This is a genomic window from Paenibacillus sp. FSL F4-0243 (assembly GCF_037963295.1).
Taxonomy (GTDB): domain Bacteria; phylum Bacillota; class Bacilli; order Paenibacillales; family Paenibacillaceae; genus Paenibacillus_AQ.
In genome coordinates this window covers 1,450,524-1,466,770 of the sequence record NZ_CP150151.1, presented here as the reverse complement: position 1 = coordinate 1,466,770, position 16,247 = coordinate 1,450,524, and the positions used below count along the sequence as shown (strand labels likewise).

Sequence of the window (16,247 nt, the reverse complement as noted above, 5' to 3'; positions counted from 1 at the left end):
CACTACACCTCTTTCACTGAAAAAGCTCCCGAAGCAATAACATTGCCAGCTTCTGTTGTAAGGGTCACTTTAACCATGCAGTCATCCTCCGAAAAATCAAAAATCACGACATTATCGACCTCTATAGGCTTATGAAATTTCATATCATATTGAGTGATCCACTGTGCCTGATGCGCCTCGATATATAAGGATTGGGCTAATCCCATTAGATACATCCCATGCGCAATGGGCCGCTTAAATCCAGCCTCAGCTGCAGCATCCTCATCTAGATGAATAGCGGCCAGATCTTGGGAAGCTGCTGCATATTGCCGGATGGCCTCAGCCGTTATGCATTTTCTCATCATGATCATCACCTACCCGAATTAACACCGTTTCTGCGGTGACTATAAGCTCGTCCTCACATTTACAAACCAGCGTATGTGTGTAAAAGGTCAGCTTGCCCTGCCGGCCATCTTTTTGCACCTTGCTCGTTAATGCTAATTCACAATCTAACGTCATCCCTGCCGTAATCGGAGCTTGATATGAGAATCTCTGACTGCCGTGAAGCAAAGGCTCTCCCTTGCTAAGCCAAGGAATTTCGAAGGCTTGCCAAAAAATAATAGGCATCGTAGAAGGAGCAATCAGATTGCCATTAGTCGTCTGCACGGGTGCCTCAATACTCTGTGCGTAATCCGATATCCACTCAGCAGTCATAAGAATCTGATGTCGGACGCTGTTCATTCCGTAACCTCCACAAGCGTAGCCAGCCCCAACCCGCCGCCAATGCCCAAAGTGGCAAGTCCCCTTTGATAAGGCGTATGCTGCATTTCAGCACATAAGCGAGTCATTAAAATCGCTCCGGACGCCCCATATGGATGACCGATGGCTAATGCGCCTCCTCCAAGATTAACCTTTTCCTGTGGGATCTGAAGCTCATTCAGTGAGGCTAGAACTTGCGAAGCAAAGGCTTCATTAAACTCTACGATATCTAAATCGGCTATGGTCAGCTGTTGACGATGTAACACCTTTTGTACAGCTGGAACTGGGCCCATACCTAAATAATTCGGATCTACACCTGCTGCTTGCGCATCTACGACACGCAGGATAGGTTTTAGCTTGAGTTGCCGACATTTCTCACGGGACATCATTAATAGAAGCGCCCCACCATCATTAATAGGACAGGCATTTCCAGCGGTGACAGTACCCTTTTCTTCAAAGATTGAAGGTAGCTTTCGCAGCTTGTCCAGGCTCGTATTAGCCCTTGGACATTCGTCGGTGTTCACCCACTCCCCCTCAACCAGAAGAGGTACAATCTCCTGCTGAAACCTACCACTTTGCTGAGCATGAACGGCCTTCTGATGGCTTTTTAAGGCATATTGATCCTGCTCTTCTCGCGAAATCCCATACTTCCGCGCTACATTTTCCGCAGCAATTCCCATATCCGGGTCACCGTAAGCGCTAGGTGTAAAATGAGCACGGGTATATAGCTGCGGAACCCCCATCAAGGTTTGGGGCTTAGCCATTTTCCAAGGGGCACGACTCGTGCTCTCAACGCCGCCCGCTAAATAAATCTCACCTGCGCCACTTTGAATAAGCCGTGCTGCTATATTAATGGCCTCTAGCCCAGAACCGCACTGCCGATCCACAGTAACGCCCGGAACCGAAACAGGCAGTCCCGCTTCAAGCGCAGCTACCCGGGCAATATTCCCACCCGGACCGACCACATTTCCAATAATCACATCATCGATCATATCGACGGGCAGATTCGTCTCTGCCACAATATGCTGAATAAGCGGCGCCAGTAATGCTTCCGGCTCAAATGTACTTAATAAGCCGCCCATCCTGCCAATCGGTGTACGTTTTGCCATAACAATTACTGCTTCTATCATACCATCGCTCTTTTCACATAGTCTTTCATCGCTTGCCGGGCAATTTTGCCACTGCTTGTATAGATAAACTCATCAACTGTCAGCAGCTCCTTCGGCGCTTTGTAACTTGCTAAATACTGGCGACAATAATTCTTTATTTCGTCTATAGATAAATGCTTTTCACCATTCCATTTCACGAGGACTGCCAACTGTTCTCCCCAATAATCGTCAGGGACGCCAAGCACCATTACTTCTTGTATTTCCGGAAGATGCTCCAGTACTCGCTCTATTTCCTCTGGATAAACGTTCAGCCCACCGGAGATGATTCTATTTTTCAAGCGACCCGCCAGATATAAATAACCAGCTTCATCCTGATAAACATAATCCTCCAACACAAGCCATCCCTCTTGAAAAGCTGCTGCGGTCTCCTTCGGCAATTGATGGTAGCCTAGAAATATCATATCACTTCGCACATATAACTGCCCAATCTCCCCCGTATGGACTTCACGGAACTCTTCATCACGAATGGAAATTTGCACTCCGGGATAGGGCTTGCCTACAGAGTTCGGATTATGCTCTTCCAGAACATCCAAATAACTAATATAACTCGCTTCTGAGGAACCATAAGATTCATAGAGACGCGTTCCAGCGAACACTTCTATGCCCTTTTTTTTGGACAACTCCGACCACTTTGCACCTGAGCTAATAATCGCATCAATCTGCGTCTGCCCAGGAACAGCCTGCTGCATCATGGATTCAAGCATTGTCGGTACAACAAACAACACCACACCCGGAATCTGCTTGCACAGCTCTAACACCTGTGTGGCGCTAAATTTTTGCGTGATATGAAAGTTTGCTCCACCATACAGACTCTGCATTACAGCGAACAAGGACAGCGAATGCACAAACGGACCCGGTGCTAAAACATCCTTTATAGCGTCCAATTCAAAGGCAGCACTCGATACCTCAAAGCTCTTTAACCACGATAAATGGGTACGCATATATCCTTTGGGTAGCCCCGTTGTGCCTGAAGTAAAGCCGATAAATAATAACTCGTTCGTCTCATCCAATTCAGCTTCTGGCTTCTGAGCCTTCAACCACTGATCATAGGAACCTGTTCGTTCATTTGAAAAAGTCAGCGTTGGGATGGCTTGGTCCTTGAAGACCAAATTCTTTGCAGCTTCCGGCTCGGCAAAAATCATTGTCGGCTGGCACTGCTCTATAATAACCCGCAGTTCATTTGCACTCCACTTGGGATCTAAAGGAATGGGAACACAGCCTGCATAAATAGCCCCCAAGAAAACCTCGACAAATTCAATGCGATTCGTAGATAAAATAGCGATTTTGTCATGCTTAAGGCCCTTTTGCTGTAGACCATTGGCAATTCTCCGCATCGCTTGCACTAATGTTGCATAGGTATGAGTTGCTTGGTCATGGGTTAAGGCAATGCTGTCGGGCTGTTCTGCTGCATGACGCAGTATAGGAACTACTAGATTCATCCTTCACCACACCTATTCGTAATTTCTGTGACTACCGATTATGTACACTCTCTTCGCTCGGGATACAATTAGAATGGCTACGATAGCTTATTTTAGCTTTATATTAATTTTATGTACATATTTATATGGAACGATTGAGCCCTCTTACGACTGAAAAAATCAAACAGCGCGCATCGATTATGATCGGTACGCGCTGGCTGTATTGTTGGTTATTCCTTCTTATGAGCGGATGATGGTATTCCATCTTCAGCAAAAGTAAAAGTTCGGGCGATATATAAGATAGGTGTGCTTACTGCGGTTAGTAAGAATTTCGCTAGATACGTTGTAAGCAAAATTTCAAACCACACACTCCAGTTATACAACCCAGCAAATGCAATGGTACAGAAGATTAGTGTATCCACAAAGGAGCTAACCATCGTACTGCCGTTGGAACGAATCCACAACTGACTTGAGGTGCTGTAATATTTGCGAATCCAGGAGTACAACCGAACGTCTAGGAACTGACTAATGAAGTAAGCAGTTAGACTACCCAACGCTAGTCGAGGCATCAGACCAAAGATCGTCTCCAAAGAAGACTGAGCAATATCGGTCTCTTGCGGCTTAAATACTAGTACCATTTGCATAATGACTGTCGTCATAAGCAAGGTGAAGAAGCCAAACCAAACCGCTTTACGTGCTTCTGCTCTTCCATACTTCTCATTAAGCAAATCGCTGGTCATATACAAAGTGACATACATCGTATTTCCGAGTGTCATCACGATATCAAATGGCATAGCAATCGTCTTAGCTACCTGAATGTTTGCAATTACAGTAGCGATACCTACCCAGGCATACATTCCACTTTTGCCGAACAGGCGGTAACAGAGTAGAAAAAAAGCAAAATTGACAATAACAAATAAAACTCCCCACATCAAATTAAACATATTGCTTAAACTCCTCCTAGTTTTGTTTACGCGGGATGGTTACGAACCGCGGCTTACATTAAGTTTTGGAACAAAACATTAATACTCTATCACACTGTCGTCAAACAATCCATAAAAATAAACAATTTATGAAATGGGTATTTATACCGATTTTTATTAACTAAAAATAAAAGTGTCAGTAATAATTCATCTTTTTCAGAAAAATATGCTCTATAAACTAAAACTTTCACTATTCATCCAGAGGTTAATTCTATAGAATAGTATCAAACACTTCATTCCCGATCCATTTAGTTGATATATTACATAACTATGGAATATATTGCAGGTTGCCAGTCACTAGCAGTCGGTAGGGATATAAAGAAATGGGGCTTCGCTGCCCATAAAAAGGGGGAGAACAATATGTTTCGTTTCAAGCAGTCGATCAGTCGCAGATTTACGCGTTTATTATTTGTAGTTCTATTACTCACGTCTCTTTTGTTAAGTACCAGCTTCTACTTTATATCCACCAGTATTTTCAACAGCTATGTCATGCCACAAATTAATCAAATTCTAACTGCAGCTGCTCAGGACGTATATAAGAATATAAATACAATGCATGCTCAGCAAGCACTAAAGAAGAACGAACAAGCAGCCACCAATCTTGAATTTTATTTCCAGGATAAGAGAAAGCAACATGGGGTTGAGACTATTTTTCTACTCAATCTAAAAGGCAAGGAAGCTGAGGTTCTGTCCGTAGATCATGATGCAAAATTAAAGCCGGAGGAAATTGTTAAGGTGTCCTCTGCAATGCAGCAAGCTCTTAAAGGAAAGAGTGGACTAAGCGATACATACAAGGACTCGCATGGTGTACATAAGTCAGCTTATATCGGAATTCCCGGAAGTACGATGGTTATCGGAATCAGCAGTGATGTAAGCTTTATTCAAGAAAAAACAGACAGTATTCTGTGGACCAGTGCCGGGATCACTCTGCTAACGCTGATCATAGGCTCAACTGGTGCCTGGTTTATGAGTATGCGGATTACTCGTCCTATCTCAAAGCTTGCAGCTTACAGTGCCCGTCTCGCAGAGGGAGATTTCACAGAGGAATTAACGGTTAAAGGCAGTGATGAGGTAGCTCAACTGTCCAGAAGCTTCCAAGCAATGACCCTGCGCTTAAAAGAAATGATCGGACATGTACTCGTCACCTCAAATACTGTGGTCACCGATTCCAATTCTTTAAGAGAACGTGTTGAGGTCTTAAATGAAATGGCAGACCACTCTAGTACATCTGTTGTAGAAATTGGCAAAGGTAGTACGACCATCGCGAGCAGCGCTCTAGATAATTCAAAAGCTATGGAAGAAATCAATTTCGGCATTCAGCATATTGCTTCAGCAGCCACCGAAGTCACTGAGCAGATCAGTGAAGCTTCCGCTGAAGCGATTGGCGGTAATGAGATTGCCCAAAGTGCCGTTCTGCAAATGCGCCATGTTGAACGTGCCTCCCTGCAGTCGCTGGAGCAATTACAAGTTATGAATGAACGTTCAGTAATGATCGGAGAAGTCGTTCATAGCATTACTGAAATTACGAAGCAAATCCAAATGCTGTCGCTCAATGCTTCGATCGAAGCAGCACGTGCAGGAGAACATGGACGCGGCTTTGCCGTGGTTGCCGGAGAAGTACGCAAGCTTTCCGAACAATCCCGTAATGCGAATGAGCAGATTCGTGATTTCCTACTCGGACTTCAGGAAGATATGAATCGCTCCGTTACTGAGATGAACCATGTGAATTCTGAGGTAGCCTCCGGGGTAGGCAAGGTGGCAGAAGCGGGCGATGCCTTCAATCACCTTCTGATTCTGATCCAAAGCATCAATCAGAATATTCAATCCGTATCTGCGGCTACGCAGCAAATCTCAGCAAGTACAGAAGAAGTTAGTGCTTCCGTCGAGGAAACCGCACAAATCACTTCAAGATCCCAAGAAAGTGCGGACACACTATCCGAGAACTCCGAGCGCCAACGTATAGAGCTTGAAGGACATGCAGTAACCGTGCAGCATCTATATGAGCAGGCTAAGAAGCTTCAGGAAGCTGTGCAACAATTTAAGATCTAAAGCTTAGGCTTAAATAAAAACAACCCGTTCACACGAAAGTGTTGAACGGGTTGTTTTGTTAGTGTCTTGGCGCCCAAAGAATGACCGAAACGCCGATCACACAAATAACAGCACCAACCCAGTCATATACATCGGGTGTTTTCTTGTCTACTAGCCAGCCCCATAACACAGCGAGCACGATAAACACCCCGCCGTAAGCTGCATACACTCTTCCGAAGGACGGAAACTTCTGCAACGTAGGGATGATGCCATAGCTTATCAGAATCAAAGAACCTACCAAACCGTACCAGAGAGGTCTTGATTCTCTTAGCCATAACCATACTAAATATCCGCCTCCGATCTCAGCAAGGCCAGCAATTACAAATAGTAGAATGGCAGCAACCATGTCATCCCTCTTTCCTATTGAACTCTAAAAATATCAAATGATTCGCAAAATATGATACAACGTCATCACGGTTAGCAAGTATCTGTACAAGCAAGAATCGGGCCACCAAATAGCTAACCAAAGGCATCAATAGAGTATAAAATCAGATTGAGCGAGCTGGTTACTATGCGTCACCCGCAAGAGCGACTCACATGAAATTGTGCTGGAGCAGCACTAATACTAGTAGGAGCACAGCCTCTAGCAGTTCATTCAGCGCGCCGTACACATCGCCGGTGAGCCCGCCGAGCCGGCTGCTAATCCGCCGCGCAGCCACGGTGCCGCTGGCCAAGGCCGCAGCCGGCAGCAGTAACGCTGCCGCCAGATGCAGCGGCCACGCGGCTAAGCCAGCGCCGAGCGCCAGAGGCGCACCGGCTGCGGCTAGCGAGAGCAGCGCGGCTATCGCCAGCGCGCGCCGCTCATGCGAGGGAGCGAGGCCGGCGAAGCTCGCGGCCAGCCCCTCGTTCCCGCGGGCAATGGGATAACGCACCATTGCCCGCACCATATACCAGCGGCTCCAGATCGCTGGCAGCAAGAGCAGTGGCAGCTCGTAATAGACGTAGCCTTCGATTAATGCTGCCACTAAAGAGACCTTTAACAGCAAGAGCAGCACGCAGGCGAGCACACCCATCGCACCCACACGGCTGTCCTTCATAATCTCCAGGATCCGTTCCCTCGGTCGGTAGCTTAGCAGACCATCCGCACTGTCCATCCAACCATCGAGATGCAGGCCGCCAGTAAGTCCTACCCATAAGATGAGGGTAATAACAGCTGCTGGCCAAGCCGGTAAAATCCAACCCGTCAAAGCTGCCCCAGCAGCTACGCACAGTCCGATAGCTGCACCCACCACAGGATAGAACAGCACACTTCGGCGCAGCAGCTCAGGAGAAAATCCAGGGTCACTCTTTACAGGAAACCGGGACAAAAACTGAAAGGCAGCCGCGGCAGCATCCCTGCGCTCCCTCATAAACGATACTCCCTGCTCTTGAGTTCAATTGGAATGCCCGCAGTCACTAAAAAAACCTGCTCGCATTGCCGAGCAAGCAGCGCGTTCATACGTCCTGCCAGATCACGGTACAATCGGCCAAGCGCATACTCCGGAACAATACCATCTCCAACCTCATTAGTGACCAAAATGAGGTTTCCTTGAAATGTGCGTACACTGTCTTCAAGTCTTGTAATCTCGCTCTCAATCAACTCTTGCCTATCCGTAAATCCTTCCATGGCTAGCAGTACATTCGATAACCACAACGTTAGACAATCTACGAGAACCGCCTTTTCACCAGATAAACGCTTAAGAAGATCTGGCAAATCATAAGGCTCCTCTAACGTCTCCCAAGCATATCCGCTTTGCGAGCGCTGTTGCTGATGCAGTGCAATCCGTTCATTCATTTCATCATCAAACGCTTGTCCGGTTGCAACATAGAAGGCCTGATCTGCCAGTGACGACATCAGTTTTTCTGCAAAACCACTTTTCCCGCTACGCGCCCCTCCCGTTACAAGAATACTCATTGTTTCCCAGCTCCAGAGATGCCTGCATTTTCAAAGGTGGCCATTTCGCTCAAAATGCGGCATATCGCCTCAATTAAATGAAGGGACAATACGCCTCCAGTTCCTTCACCCAAACGAAGACCCAGGTTAAACAACGGTTCAAGCCCAAGCCGCTCCAGCATCAGCTTATGTCCTTGTTCTCCTGATAGATGGGAGCCTATCATATAAGCAATGGATTCTGGCGCAAGCGCCTTCGCCACAAGAGCTGCCGCACCCGAAATAAAACCATCCAAAATGACAGGTACCCTGGCAGCAGCTGCGCCAAGAATCAGACCCGTCAAACCGGCGATTTCCAGTCCCCCTACTTTGGACAATACATCCAGTGGATCTGCCGGATTCGGCTGATTCACCTTTAAAGCGCGTTCCACAACTGCAATCTTATGTAGTAAACGTTCATCATCAATTCCCGTTCCTCTTCCAACGGCTACTTCAGGTGGTATTCCTTTTAGAGCACACAGAATAGCTGCGCTAGCCGTTGTATTCCCTATGCCCATTTCACCTGTAATAAAAATCTCTGTCCCGTTCTCAATCGCTTCTTGTGCGATTCTTATACCTACAAGCACAGCATTCATCGCTTCTTCACGACTCATCGCAGGTCCCACGGCTATATTATCCGTTCCTCGGCGCACTTTACAATCAATCAGATCCTCATGACTAAGGTCGCCGTTAACACCGATATCTACGAACTTTACCTCAGCCCCAGCTTGGCGTGCCAGTACATTCACAGCCGCTCCTCCGCTGAGAAAATTATAGGCCATCTGCATTGTGACTTCCTGTGGAAACGCGCTAACTCCCTCGCAGCATACACCGTGATCGGCAGCCATAACAACTACCGTTCGTTTGGTGAAACTAGGCTGCTCCGTACCCGAAATTCCGGCGAGCTTAACGGCCAGCGTCTCCAATTGTCCCAGGCTGCCCGGTGGTTTAGTTAGAATGTTCAAGCGGTGCTCCGCCTTTAGGAAAGACTGTTCATCCGCTGGTGTGATTCGTTTAATTACTTCTTGAATAGATGAAATCATATTTTAACCTCCAATTAAAGATATCCGTATAACCTATTCTATCTTATCTACACATAAAAGCCCCCATCTATGATAGATGGGGACCACTAGAATTACAACTTCACTTTCATAAATCCTTCGATTCTCTCCAGCGCTTCCGTCAATTTTTGTAGGGATGCTGCATAAGAGCAGCGAATATACCCTTCTCCACCCGCTCCAAACACATGCCCCGGAACCGCAGCAACACCAACCTCCTTGAGCAGCTGCAAAGCGAAAACTTCTGACTTCATTCCGGTATTAGCGATGGAAGGAAAGACATAAAATGCACCCTCCGGCTCGTGGCACGGTAAACCAATAGATCGAAATCCACTAACCAGCAGCTTTCTTCGCTCATCAAAGCATCGTTTCATGTGGTCCTTATGCTCCATACCGTTCCGCAGTGATTCAATGGCAGCGATTTGACCTAGTATTGGAGCACACATCGCAGTGTACTGATGGATTTTGAGCATCGCAGCAATTAATTCCTGATCACCACAAGCATAGCCTACTCTCCAGCCAGTCATCGCAAAGGCTTTGGAGAAGCCACTAATGACAATCGTTCGTTCCAACATCCCAGGAAGAGAGGCAATACTTACATGCTGACTATCATAGGTTAGCTCGGCATAGATTTCATCTGAAATGACAAGTAAGTTATTCTCTTTTACAATCTGTGCAATGGGTAGCCAATCCTCGTAAGTCATTACTGCTCCTGTAGGATTAGTCGGAAAATTCACCATAAGAATCTTGGAACGCGGGGTAATCACCTGCCGCAACGCTTCAGGAGTAAGTTTAAAACCCTGCTCGGCTGAAGATTCAACCTCTACCGTAATCCCACCGTTCAAATGAGTAATCGGCGAATACGCAATATAGCTCGGAGAAGGGACGATAATCTCATCCCCGGGTGTAATAAAGGCCCGCAGAGCCAAATCCACGGCTTCACTGCTTCCCACTGTAACCATAATCTCGTTTGTTGGCTCATAGCGGAGATTGAAGCTTGTGTGCAGATAAGAGGCGATCTCTTCTCTAAGCTCCAACAAGCCGGAATTTGGTGTATACATCGTCTCCCCATTATTCAAAGCACGAATACAGGCAGCTCTTACATGCTCCGGTGTAACGAAATCAGGCTCGCCTACACCAAGCGATATAATATCCTGATTCCCTGTACTTAGGTCAAAAAAAGCCCGAATCCCCGAGGGAGCAATCTCCCGTACACGCGGAGTAATCCATTCATTATGCATGACTGAGCACCTCTTCTTTCGGACTCTTTTCTGTTAGGGAAAGGGAAATGATCTCGTCCAGCAGTCCGCTGAAGCTGTAACCTGCCGCTTGCGCGCTTTTTGGTAAAAGACTCGCCTTCGTCATGCCCGGTAATGTGTTCACCTCCAGCACATATGGAATACCATCCTTAATGAGCATATCCACCCTTGCGTACACGCTGCATTTTAGTGCTTTGTAGCAAGTTAAGGCTGCATCACGTACTCGCTCATACACCTCAGCTGGTAGATCAATGACTCGTTCGTCTGCCCCGCCATCTTCGTATTTCGCACTGTAATCGAACCACTCCGCATGCGCCGAGGTGATTCCCAAAACGGGCAGCATCTCTCCATTTAGAATAGAGCAAGTGATTTCCTGGCCTTGAATGTAGCTCTCGATCAGAATCGACTGATCACAAGCAAAAGCCTTCTCTACTGCGCTCAACAGCTCCTCGCTACTGCTCACCTTTTCCATACCGATACTCGAACCGCCTGCACATGGCTTCACCATAACAGGATATCCAATCCGCTCTACGGCTTCTTGAGAATAATCCTTCATACTATCCCAGCACAGCCAATCCGCCGTATTGACGCCTGAGCAGCGCATAAGCTTTTTGGAAAGATCTTTATCCATACAAATGCTGCTAGACAAAACGCCACTACCCGTATAAGGAATCCCCATCGTCTCCAGCGTCCCCTGAACCGTACCGTCCTCTCCGTAAGCTCCGTGGAGCGCAAGCAGCGCGATATCGATTCCTTTTGCCTGCTCAATAAGCTCTTCACGCTTGGTAATCACTATTGGAGCAACCTCATATTTATTGGGATCTAGATTCTTCAAAATCTCTCTACCGCTATTCATGGATACCTCATACTCTGAGGACACCCCGCCCATAATTACGCCTACCTTCATCTTCATCTCAAGCACCTCTTTATCCCATTAGTTGTCGTGCTGTTCTGCCAATAATCTCGATCCCCTTGCGGATATCCTCATCCGTCACTCTGGAGAAACCGATCCGTATCGTATTTTGACCTTTACCGTCTGTGAAGAATATATCTCCTGCTGTAAAAATAACCCCTTGTTCATGGCAGGCCGCCAGCAGCGTCCTTGTATTAAAGCCCTCCGCGAAGGTTACAAAAAGATGCAATCCGCCATCCCCTGATAACGCCGTATAAGGAATAAACTCCTTACAGCATTGCAGGGTTAATTCATATTTTCGTTTATATTCCGCTCTGGCTTTTTTCAAATACTTCTCTAAATGGCCACCTAATAAGTACTGATACAAAATGGATTGATCCAACGTCGAGGTATGAATGGTACGTGCGCGCTTGACGCTTTCGAGAGAATAGATCAGCTCCTGATCTGCCAGCACCCAGCCTACGCGTAGTCCCGGAAATAATACCTTTGAGAAGCTACCTAGATAGATCACGCTGTTGCCGCTCCCTGCTGCTGCGATAAGTGGAGCCACATGTGAGCCCGAATAGCGTAACTCCTCGTTAAAACCATCCTCGATCACTGGTATTTGGTACCGGTTCATCAGCTTCATTAGCCTCTGTCTTTTCTCGGGAGACATTACAATGCCGGTCGGATTATGATAAGAGGGGACAAAGTAGGCACAGTCAAAAGCTTGCTCCTGCAATGCCTTCTCCAGCTCAACCAGATCAATCCCATCACGCTCCATAGGAATCCCGGTGATCTCAAAGCCATTCAGCTTCAGATTTTTGATCGCCGTATGATGCGTTGGATTCTCACAGATGACCGAACCATTCTTTTTGCTAAGTACTGACAATACAATATCGAATCCCTCTGTAAAGCCATTGGTGATCAATATATCCTTGCCTTTCATTTCAACGCCTTTGTGCTCCATGTACTGCTTCAAATAGTCTATTAAAGGCTTATACCCTTTGGCATATCCATAATTTAGTAAGACGTTGCCTTCCACCGACATACGATCCATAAAGGAGCGTTTCACATTATCTAGATCAAAAAGACTCTCATCAGGTGCGATGCTCGTGAAGGAGATCGTCCCCTTCTCCGCTCGTATGCCGCGCTTCATGATATCCAGATCCTCCGCCAGCCGCGCATGATCATTGATACGCGTCTTCCAGTCCATCGTCCAGGAAGAGATTGTTTCACTGCCGGGAGGTGTAGGTGCCACATAACTTCCCTGACCCTGCACGGCATACGCAAATCCATCATCCTCAAGCTCTGCATAAGCAGAGATTACGGAGTTGCGGCTAACCTTAAGCAATGTGCTGAGTTCTCGTGTGGAGGGCAGCTTTTGATTGCCTTGCAGACCGCCTTTTATGATTAAGTGCTTCATATAGTCTTTAATTTGTATATACACCGGCCGTCCGGCTATGAGCTTAAAATCCTTAAACATCTCTCAATCGCCCCCATGACTATCATGGCACAATCACTCGCTTAAAAAAAGAACCACAGCCATGGGATTTTAATCCGGCTGTGGTTCTTTGAGGGGACAAATGCCCAAAAAATCAAGTTATAGATCTATGCTTCGATCACAAGCTCCCCTTCTCCAGTAGGGATCTCAAAACCATTTAAAAACCGGGTTAGTATGTCCTCAGTAATCGGAAATGCGGCATTAGCGTCAAAACGTTCACTCCGGATAAGCAGTCTCTGACGCAATTCATCTGGCTGAATTTTTAAGTGAATCAGTTCCCACACGCCACCATAACTCTCAATAAGTTGCTTGTAATCGTTCCGTCTCTGACGTTGCCAGAAGCTGAAATCGATGACAACATGATGTTTTGCCTGAAGCAGATTCACCAGCTCCCCCCGCAGCTTTATCTCCGACTCTTCTTTATAGGACTCATAATTCTGCTCTGGATAATCCACCCCGAAACGTCCGTGCGTGGCCCAAATATCTTCATCTATCGAAAGTCTGGCGAATCCCTCTTTCTCCAGCTTTTTAGCAAAGGTTGTTTTACCCGACCCCGCTACACCGCACATCATCACTACGATGGAAGCAACACTCGTACGCTTTTGCTGAAGCAATTTTTCAATAACCAACTTTTCACTCAGCATTATAAATGCATCTTCCTTCCACTTGATCTAGTTTAATTACGGCGATGATGATGGTATACTCATCGTTACAAAATACTTTCTCAAAGGATTGTGATAAGGATATGGTGAAATCAGTCCAGCAGACCTCCTAAAATGAAAAATGAAATAATTTTAGGAGGTCATAATATATGATTTTTAACCCGATTGTCATTGATAACTGGAGTAGAAAACCCTATTTTGAACATTATTTAAACAATGTCAGATGCACCTATAGCATGACCGTAAATATCGACATTACCCTTCTACTGTCAGAGCTTAAGCATAAGGGAATTAAGCTGTACCCGGCGCTAATCCACATGATAACTACGGTGGTAAACCGTCACAGTGAATTCCGCACTTGCTTTGATTCTGAAGGTAGATTAGGTTATTGGGATAGCATGTCACCTAGTTTTACAATTTTCCATGATGATGATAAGACCTTCTCAAGCATCTGGACTTCGTACGGAGAAAAGTTTAATGATTTCTATAACCGTTATCTGGATGATATGAAAATGTACGGAAGCGTGAAACAATTTATCGCTAAAGCAAACGAACCACCGAACACCTTCCCTATTTCTAGTATTCCGTGGGTCAGCTTTACGGGCTTTAACCTGAACGTGTATAACGAGGGAACCTTCCTACTTCCCATCTTTACTATAGGAAAGTATTTTCATCAAGACAAAAAAATACTATTACCAATATCGGGGCAATTCCACCATGCCGTGTGCGACGGTTACCATGCCAGCATGCTGTATAATGAATTGCAATCACGTGCAGATACCTATAAGGAATGGTTACCTAACATCTAATTATCCACTTTATTCTGCTGAGGGCGAACGATAGTTTAAACATAAAGGGTTCCACATATTAGGTATGACTAATATGTGCAACCCTTTTTTTCATTTGATTTTCTCATCAATCTCCCGAAATATCTGCTGACCATTGCCCGTTCCGCCAAAATAGCCTGAGTACCATTGCTGTTCCCGGAGAAGGTGCAACTGCGCTGTAGAATGTGACACCAGGAATTAACTGTGCAAGGAAATTCCGAATAACACCACCATGTGTGACTACCAATACCCTGCTTGTTATTACCTCAGCCTTTTTTTCACTAATTGCAGCCTGCACAAATGTATCCTCAGCCCCTCGCCCCAGATCTGACAGGAAGCTACGCAACCGTTCGTCAAACTGCGCCCATGTTTCACCATCCGGTGGTGTAATTGTGGAAGGACTATCAATCCACCTTCTATACAGTGAGTTATCCTTCAATTCCTCATAAGTACAGCCTTCGAAAGCTCCAAAATTCATTTCACGCAGGCGCCGATCGTAGACAGCCACCTTCTCTAAAGAAGGAGAAATGTAAGCTAGAGTCTCCCGGCATCTAAGCAAATCGCTGCAAAATACTCGCCAGAAACCATTTGATACCTCAGACCCCCGTTCAGTCAGCCCATCAAGCTGCTGCTTAAGCTGAGATAGCTGCTCTACTGCATCAGTAAGCAATGGGAGATCCGTATGTCCTAAGTAACGATGCTCAGCATTCCACTGAGTTTGCCCGTGGCGAATAAGTACTATTTCTAGCTCTATACAAGGAAACGCCATGTCTAGCATCAGCCTCCAATCCATATCCAAGCTAGGGTTGCGCAGATAGTAACGAATATTGAAGAGCAGAGCATCATCATCCGCGAGGTCTGAATAATATCGTCCGGCTCCATCGCTCGTACCGGATCACCCATATAGGCTCGGAAAGAAGCGACACCATGATAGACGTTCTCTCCTCCGAGACGGATACCAAGTGCGCCCGCAACAGCGGATTCTGGATAGCCGCTATTTGGGCTTGGATGGAGACGCGCATCCCTCTTCACCATTTGCAGGCAATTGCGCCAATCCAGACGAAGCAGCCATGCACACAGTGCCAAGAGCAATGCCGTAATCCGTGCTGGAATGAAGTTGGCAACATCATCAAGCCGAGCGGATGCCCAGCCGAGATCTCGATATTTATCATTCTTATATCCCACCATGGAATCGAGTGTGTTTACTGCTCGATAAACCATAGCAAGCGGCGCGCCACCGATGAGCGCATAGAACAATGGAGAAATAATCGCATCGACGATATTCTCTGCTACAGTCTCTACCGTGCCACGCACAATTTCCGGGCAATCTAGCGAAGTCGTATCACGCCCCACGATCATCCCCAACGCCTTGCGGGCAGCAGGGATATCGCCCTTCTGCAATTCCACGTACACCGCCATTCCTGCATCCTTTAGTCCCTTGGAGGCAATCGTGGTTGAAATCAACCAAGCCTCGGCTAACCAGACGAGCCAAGGTGAGATAAACGACAGCAGCCATAATAGGATGGCTGTAAGTGCCCAAGCACCACCCGCCACACATAGCGGAAGTAACATCCCTGCTCTGCGCAGGCTTTGCGGGTGGGACCATAAACGACGGATCGCCCGCTCCAGAGCCGTGATTGCTTTGCCCATACCAATTACGGGATGGGGCAAGCTACGCGGATCACCTACGATCCGATCAATTACATAAGCCGCAAGCAGTACTAAAGCGATTGTCACAGG

General features: G+C 46.6%; 17 protein-coding genes and 1 riboswitch. Of the genes, 2 read left to right on the top strand and 15 right to left on the bottom strand.

Annotation, left to right across the window (positions count from 1 at the left end):
* Positions 1–2 precede the first annotated feature (2 nt).
* The 5 genes from NSS87_RS06630 to NSS87_RS06610 form a co-directional block, all read right to left on the bottom strand.
* Entirely contained in the window at positions 3–344 is a 342-nt protein-coding gene (locus NSS87_RS06630) for a MaoC family dehydratase (protein ID WP_339245721.1), read from the bottom strand.
* Positions 319–720, bottom strand: coding sequence for a MaoC family dehydratase N-terminal domain-containing protein (locus tag NSS87_RS06625; protein ID WP_339245718.1), 402 nt, complete (start codon positions 718–720; stop codon positions 319–321). Before NSS87_RS06625 ends, NSS87_RS06630 begins: the two co-directional genes overlap by 26 nt.
* Complete coding sequence (locus NSS87_RS06620) at positions 717–1,868, bottom strand: thiolase family protein (RefSeq protein ID WP_339245715.1); 1,152 nt, start codon at positions 1,866–1,868, stop codon at positions 717–719. The genes NSS87_RS06625 and NSS87_RS06620 overlap by 4 nt, the downstream gene beginning before the upstream one ends.
* Positions 1,865–3,346, bottom strand: coding sequence for an AMP-binding protein (locus NSS87_RS06615; protein WP_339245713.1), 1,482 nt, complete (start codon positions 3,344–3,346; stop codon positions 1,865–1,867). The genes NSS87_RS06620 and NSS87_RS06615 overlap by 4 nt, the downstream gene beginning before the upstream one ends.
* Positions 3,347–3,555: 209 nt before the next feature.
* Entirely contained in the window at positions 3,556–4,269 is a 714-nt protein-coding gene (locus tag NSS87_RS06610) for a queuosine precursor transporter (protein ID WP_042185630.1), read from the bottom strand.
* 10 nt (positions 4,270–4,279) lie between these two features.
* A riboswitch (PreQ1 riboswitch) is annotated at positions 4,280–4,325 on the bottom strand.
* Between the two features lie 343 nt (positions 4,326–4,668).
* On the opposite strand from NSS87_RS06610, the gene NSS87_RS06605 reads away from it, so the two are divergent.
* Positions 4,669–6,357 (top strand): methyl-accepting chemotaxis protein, encoded by a 1,689-nt coding sequence (locus tag NSS87_RS06605; protein ID WP_042185629.1) that lies wholly within the window; start codon positions 4,669–4,671, stop codon positions 6,355–6,357.
* Between the two features lie 58 nt (positions 6,358–6,415).
* Here NSS87_RS06605 and NSS87_RS06600 read toward each other — a convergent pair whose 3' ends face one another.
* The 8 genes from NSS87_RS06600 to NSS87_RS06565 form a co-directional block, all read right to left on the bottom strand.
* A complete protein-coding gene (locus tag NSS87_RS06600) occupies positions 6,416–6,742 on the bottom strand; it encodes a YnfA family protein (protein ID WP_042185628.1) in 327 nt (108 codons plus the stop codon).
* Positions 6,743–6,929: 187 nt separating this feature from the next.
* The gene (gene cobS / locus NSS87_RS06595) at positions 6,930–7,745 is read right to left on the bottom strand and encodes an adenosylcobinamide-GDP ribazoletransferase (RefSeq protein ID WP_339245711.1); all 816 of its coding nucleotides are present in this window, start codon (positions 7,743–7,745) and stop codon (positions 6,930–6,932) included.
* Positions 7,742–8,290 (bottom strand): bifunctional adenosylcobinamide kinase/adenosylcobinamide-phosphate guanylyltransferase, encoded by a 549-nt coding sequence (cobU, locus tag NSS87_RS06590; RefSeq protein ID WP_076284100.1) that lies wholly within the window; start codon positions 8,288–8,290, stop codon positions 7,742–7,744. The genes cobS and cobU overlap by 4 nt, the downstream gene beginning before the upstream one ends.
* Positions 8,287–9,348, bottom strand: a complete 1,062-nt coding sequence (gene cobT, locus NSS87_RS06585; RefSeq protein WP_339245708.1) for a nicotinate-nucleotide--dimethylbenzimidazole phosphoribosyltransferase — start codon at positions 9,346–9,348, stop codon at positions 8,287–8,289. Before cobT ends, cobU begins: the two co-directional genes overlap by 4 nt.
* Positions 9,349–9,440: 92 nt before the next feature.
* On the bottom strand, positions 9,441–10,604 hold the full coding sequence (locus NSS87_RS06580) for an aminotransferase class I/II-fold pyridoxal phosphate-dependent enzyme (protein WP_042185624.1): 1,164 nt from the start codon (positions 10,602–10,604) through the stop codon (positions 9,441–9,443).
* On the bottom strand, positions 10,597–11,529 hold the full coding sequence (locus NSS87_RS06575) for a D-alanine--D-alanine ligase (protein ID WP_042193411.1): 933 nt from the start codon (positions 11,527–11,529) through the stop codon (positions 10,597–10,599). Before NSS87_RS06575 ends, NSS87_RS06580 begins: the two co-directional genes overlap by 8 nt.
* Positions 11,530–11,548: 19 nt before the next feature.
* Positions 11,549–13,000, bottom strand: coding sequence for a PLP-dependent aminotransferase family protein (locus tag NSS87_RS06570; protein WP_339245705.1), 1,452 nt, complete (start codon positions 12,998–13,000; stop codon positions 11,549–11,551).
* Between the two features lie 125 nt (positions 13,001–13,125).
* Positions 13,126–13,662: an ATP-binding protein gene (locus tag NSS87_RS06565; RefSeq protein WP_339245702.1), complete on the bottom strand. Its 537-nt coding sequence runs from the start codon at positions 13,660–13,662 to the stop codon at positions 13,126–13,128.
* Between the two features lie 167 nt (positions 13,663–13,829).
* On the opposite strand from NSS87_RS06565, the gene catA reads away from it, so the two are divergent.
* Entirely contained in the window at positions 13,830–14,489 is a 660-nt protein-coding gene (catA, locus tag NSS87_RS06560; RefSeq protein WP_339245699.1) for a type A chloramphenicol O-acetyltransferase, read from the top strand.
* A gap of 106 nt (positions 14,490–14,595) precedes the next feature.
* Here catA and NSS87_RS06555 read toward each other — a convergent pair whose 3' ends face one another.
* Positions 14,596–15,276: a histidine phosphatase family protein gene (locus NSS87_RS06555; protein WP_339245696.1), complete on the bottom strand. Its 681-nt coding sequence runs from the start codon at positions 15,274–15,276 to the stop codon at positions 14,596–14,598.
* A gap of 8 nt (positions 15,277–15,284) precedes the next feature.
* Positions 15,285–16,244: an adenosylcobinamide-phosphate synthase CbiB gene (gene cbiB, locus NSS87_RS06550; RefSeq protein WP_339245693.1), complete on the bottom strand. Its 960-nt coding sequence runs from the start codon at positions 16,242–16,244 to the stop codon at positions 15,285–15,287.
* Positions 16,245–16,247 lie beyond the last annotated feature (3 nt).

Bases quoted from the DNA above. Each gene is read 5' to 3' on its own strand.
- NSS87_RS06630 (WP_339245721.1), bottom strand. From the start codon at position 344: ATGATGAGAAAATGCATAACGGCTGAGGCCATCCGGCAATATGCAGCA.
- NSS87_RS06625 (WP_339245718.1), bottom strand. From the start codon at position 720: ATGAACAGCGTCCGACATCAGATTCTTATGACTGCTGAGTGGATATCG.
- NSS87_RS06620 (WP_339245715.1), bottom strand. From the start codon at position 1,868: ATGATAGAAGCAGTAATTGTTATGGCAAAACGTACACCGATTGGCAGG.
- NSS87_RS06615 (WP_339245713.1), bottom strand. From the start codon at position 3,346: ATGAATCTAGTAGTTCCTATACTGCGTCATGCAGCAGAACAGCCCGAC.
- NSS87_RS06610 (WP_042185630.1), bottom strand. From the start codon at position 4,269: ATGTTTAATTTGATGTGGGGAGTTTTATTTGTTATTGTCAATTTTGCT.
- NSS87_RS06605 (WP_042185629.1), top strand. From the start codon at position 4,669: ATGTTTCGTTTCAAGCAGTCGATCAGTCGCAGATTTACGCGTTTATTA.
- NSS87_RS06600 (WP_042185628.1), bottom strand. From the start codon at position 6,742: ATGGTTGCTGCCATTCTACTATTTGTAATTGCTGGCCTTGCTGAGATC.
- cobS (WP_339245711.1), bottom strand. From the start codon at position 7,745: ATGAGGGAGCGCAGGGATGCTGCCGCGGCTGCCTTTCAGTTTTTGTCC.
- cobU (WP_076284100.1), bottom strand. From the start codon at position 8,290: ATGAGTATTCTTGTAACGGGAGGGGCGCGTAGCGGGAAAAGTGGTTTT.
- cobT (WP_339245708.1), bottom strand. From the start codon at position 9,348: ATGATTTCATCTATTCAAGAAGTAATTAAACGAATCACACCAGCGGAT.
- NSS87_RS06580 (WP_042185624.1), bottom strand. From the start codon at position 10,604: ATGCATAATGAATGGATTACTCCGCGTGTACGGGAGATTGCTCCCTCG.
- NSS87_RS06575 (WP_042193411.1), bottom strand. From the start codon at position 11,529: ATGAAGGTAGGCGTAATTATGGGCGGGGTGTCCTCAGAGTATGAGGTA.
- NSS87_RS06570 (WP_339245705.1), bottom strand. From the start codon at position 13,000: ATGTTTAAGGATTTTAAGCTCATAGCCGGACGGCCGGTGTATATACAA.
- NSS87_RS06565 (WP_339245702.1), bottom strand. From the start codon at position 13,662: ATGCTGAGTGAAAAGTTGGTTATTGAAAAATTGCTTCAGCAAAAGCGT.
- catA (WP_339245699.1), top strand. From the start codon at position 13,830: ATGATTTTTAACCCGATTGTCATTGATAACTGGAGTAGAAAACCCTAT.
- NSS87_RS06555 (WP_339245696.1), bottom strand. From the start codon at position 15,276: ATGGCGTTTCCTTGTATAGAGCTAGAAATAGTACTTATTCGCCACGGG.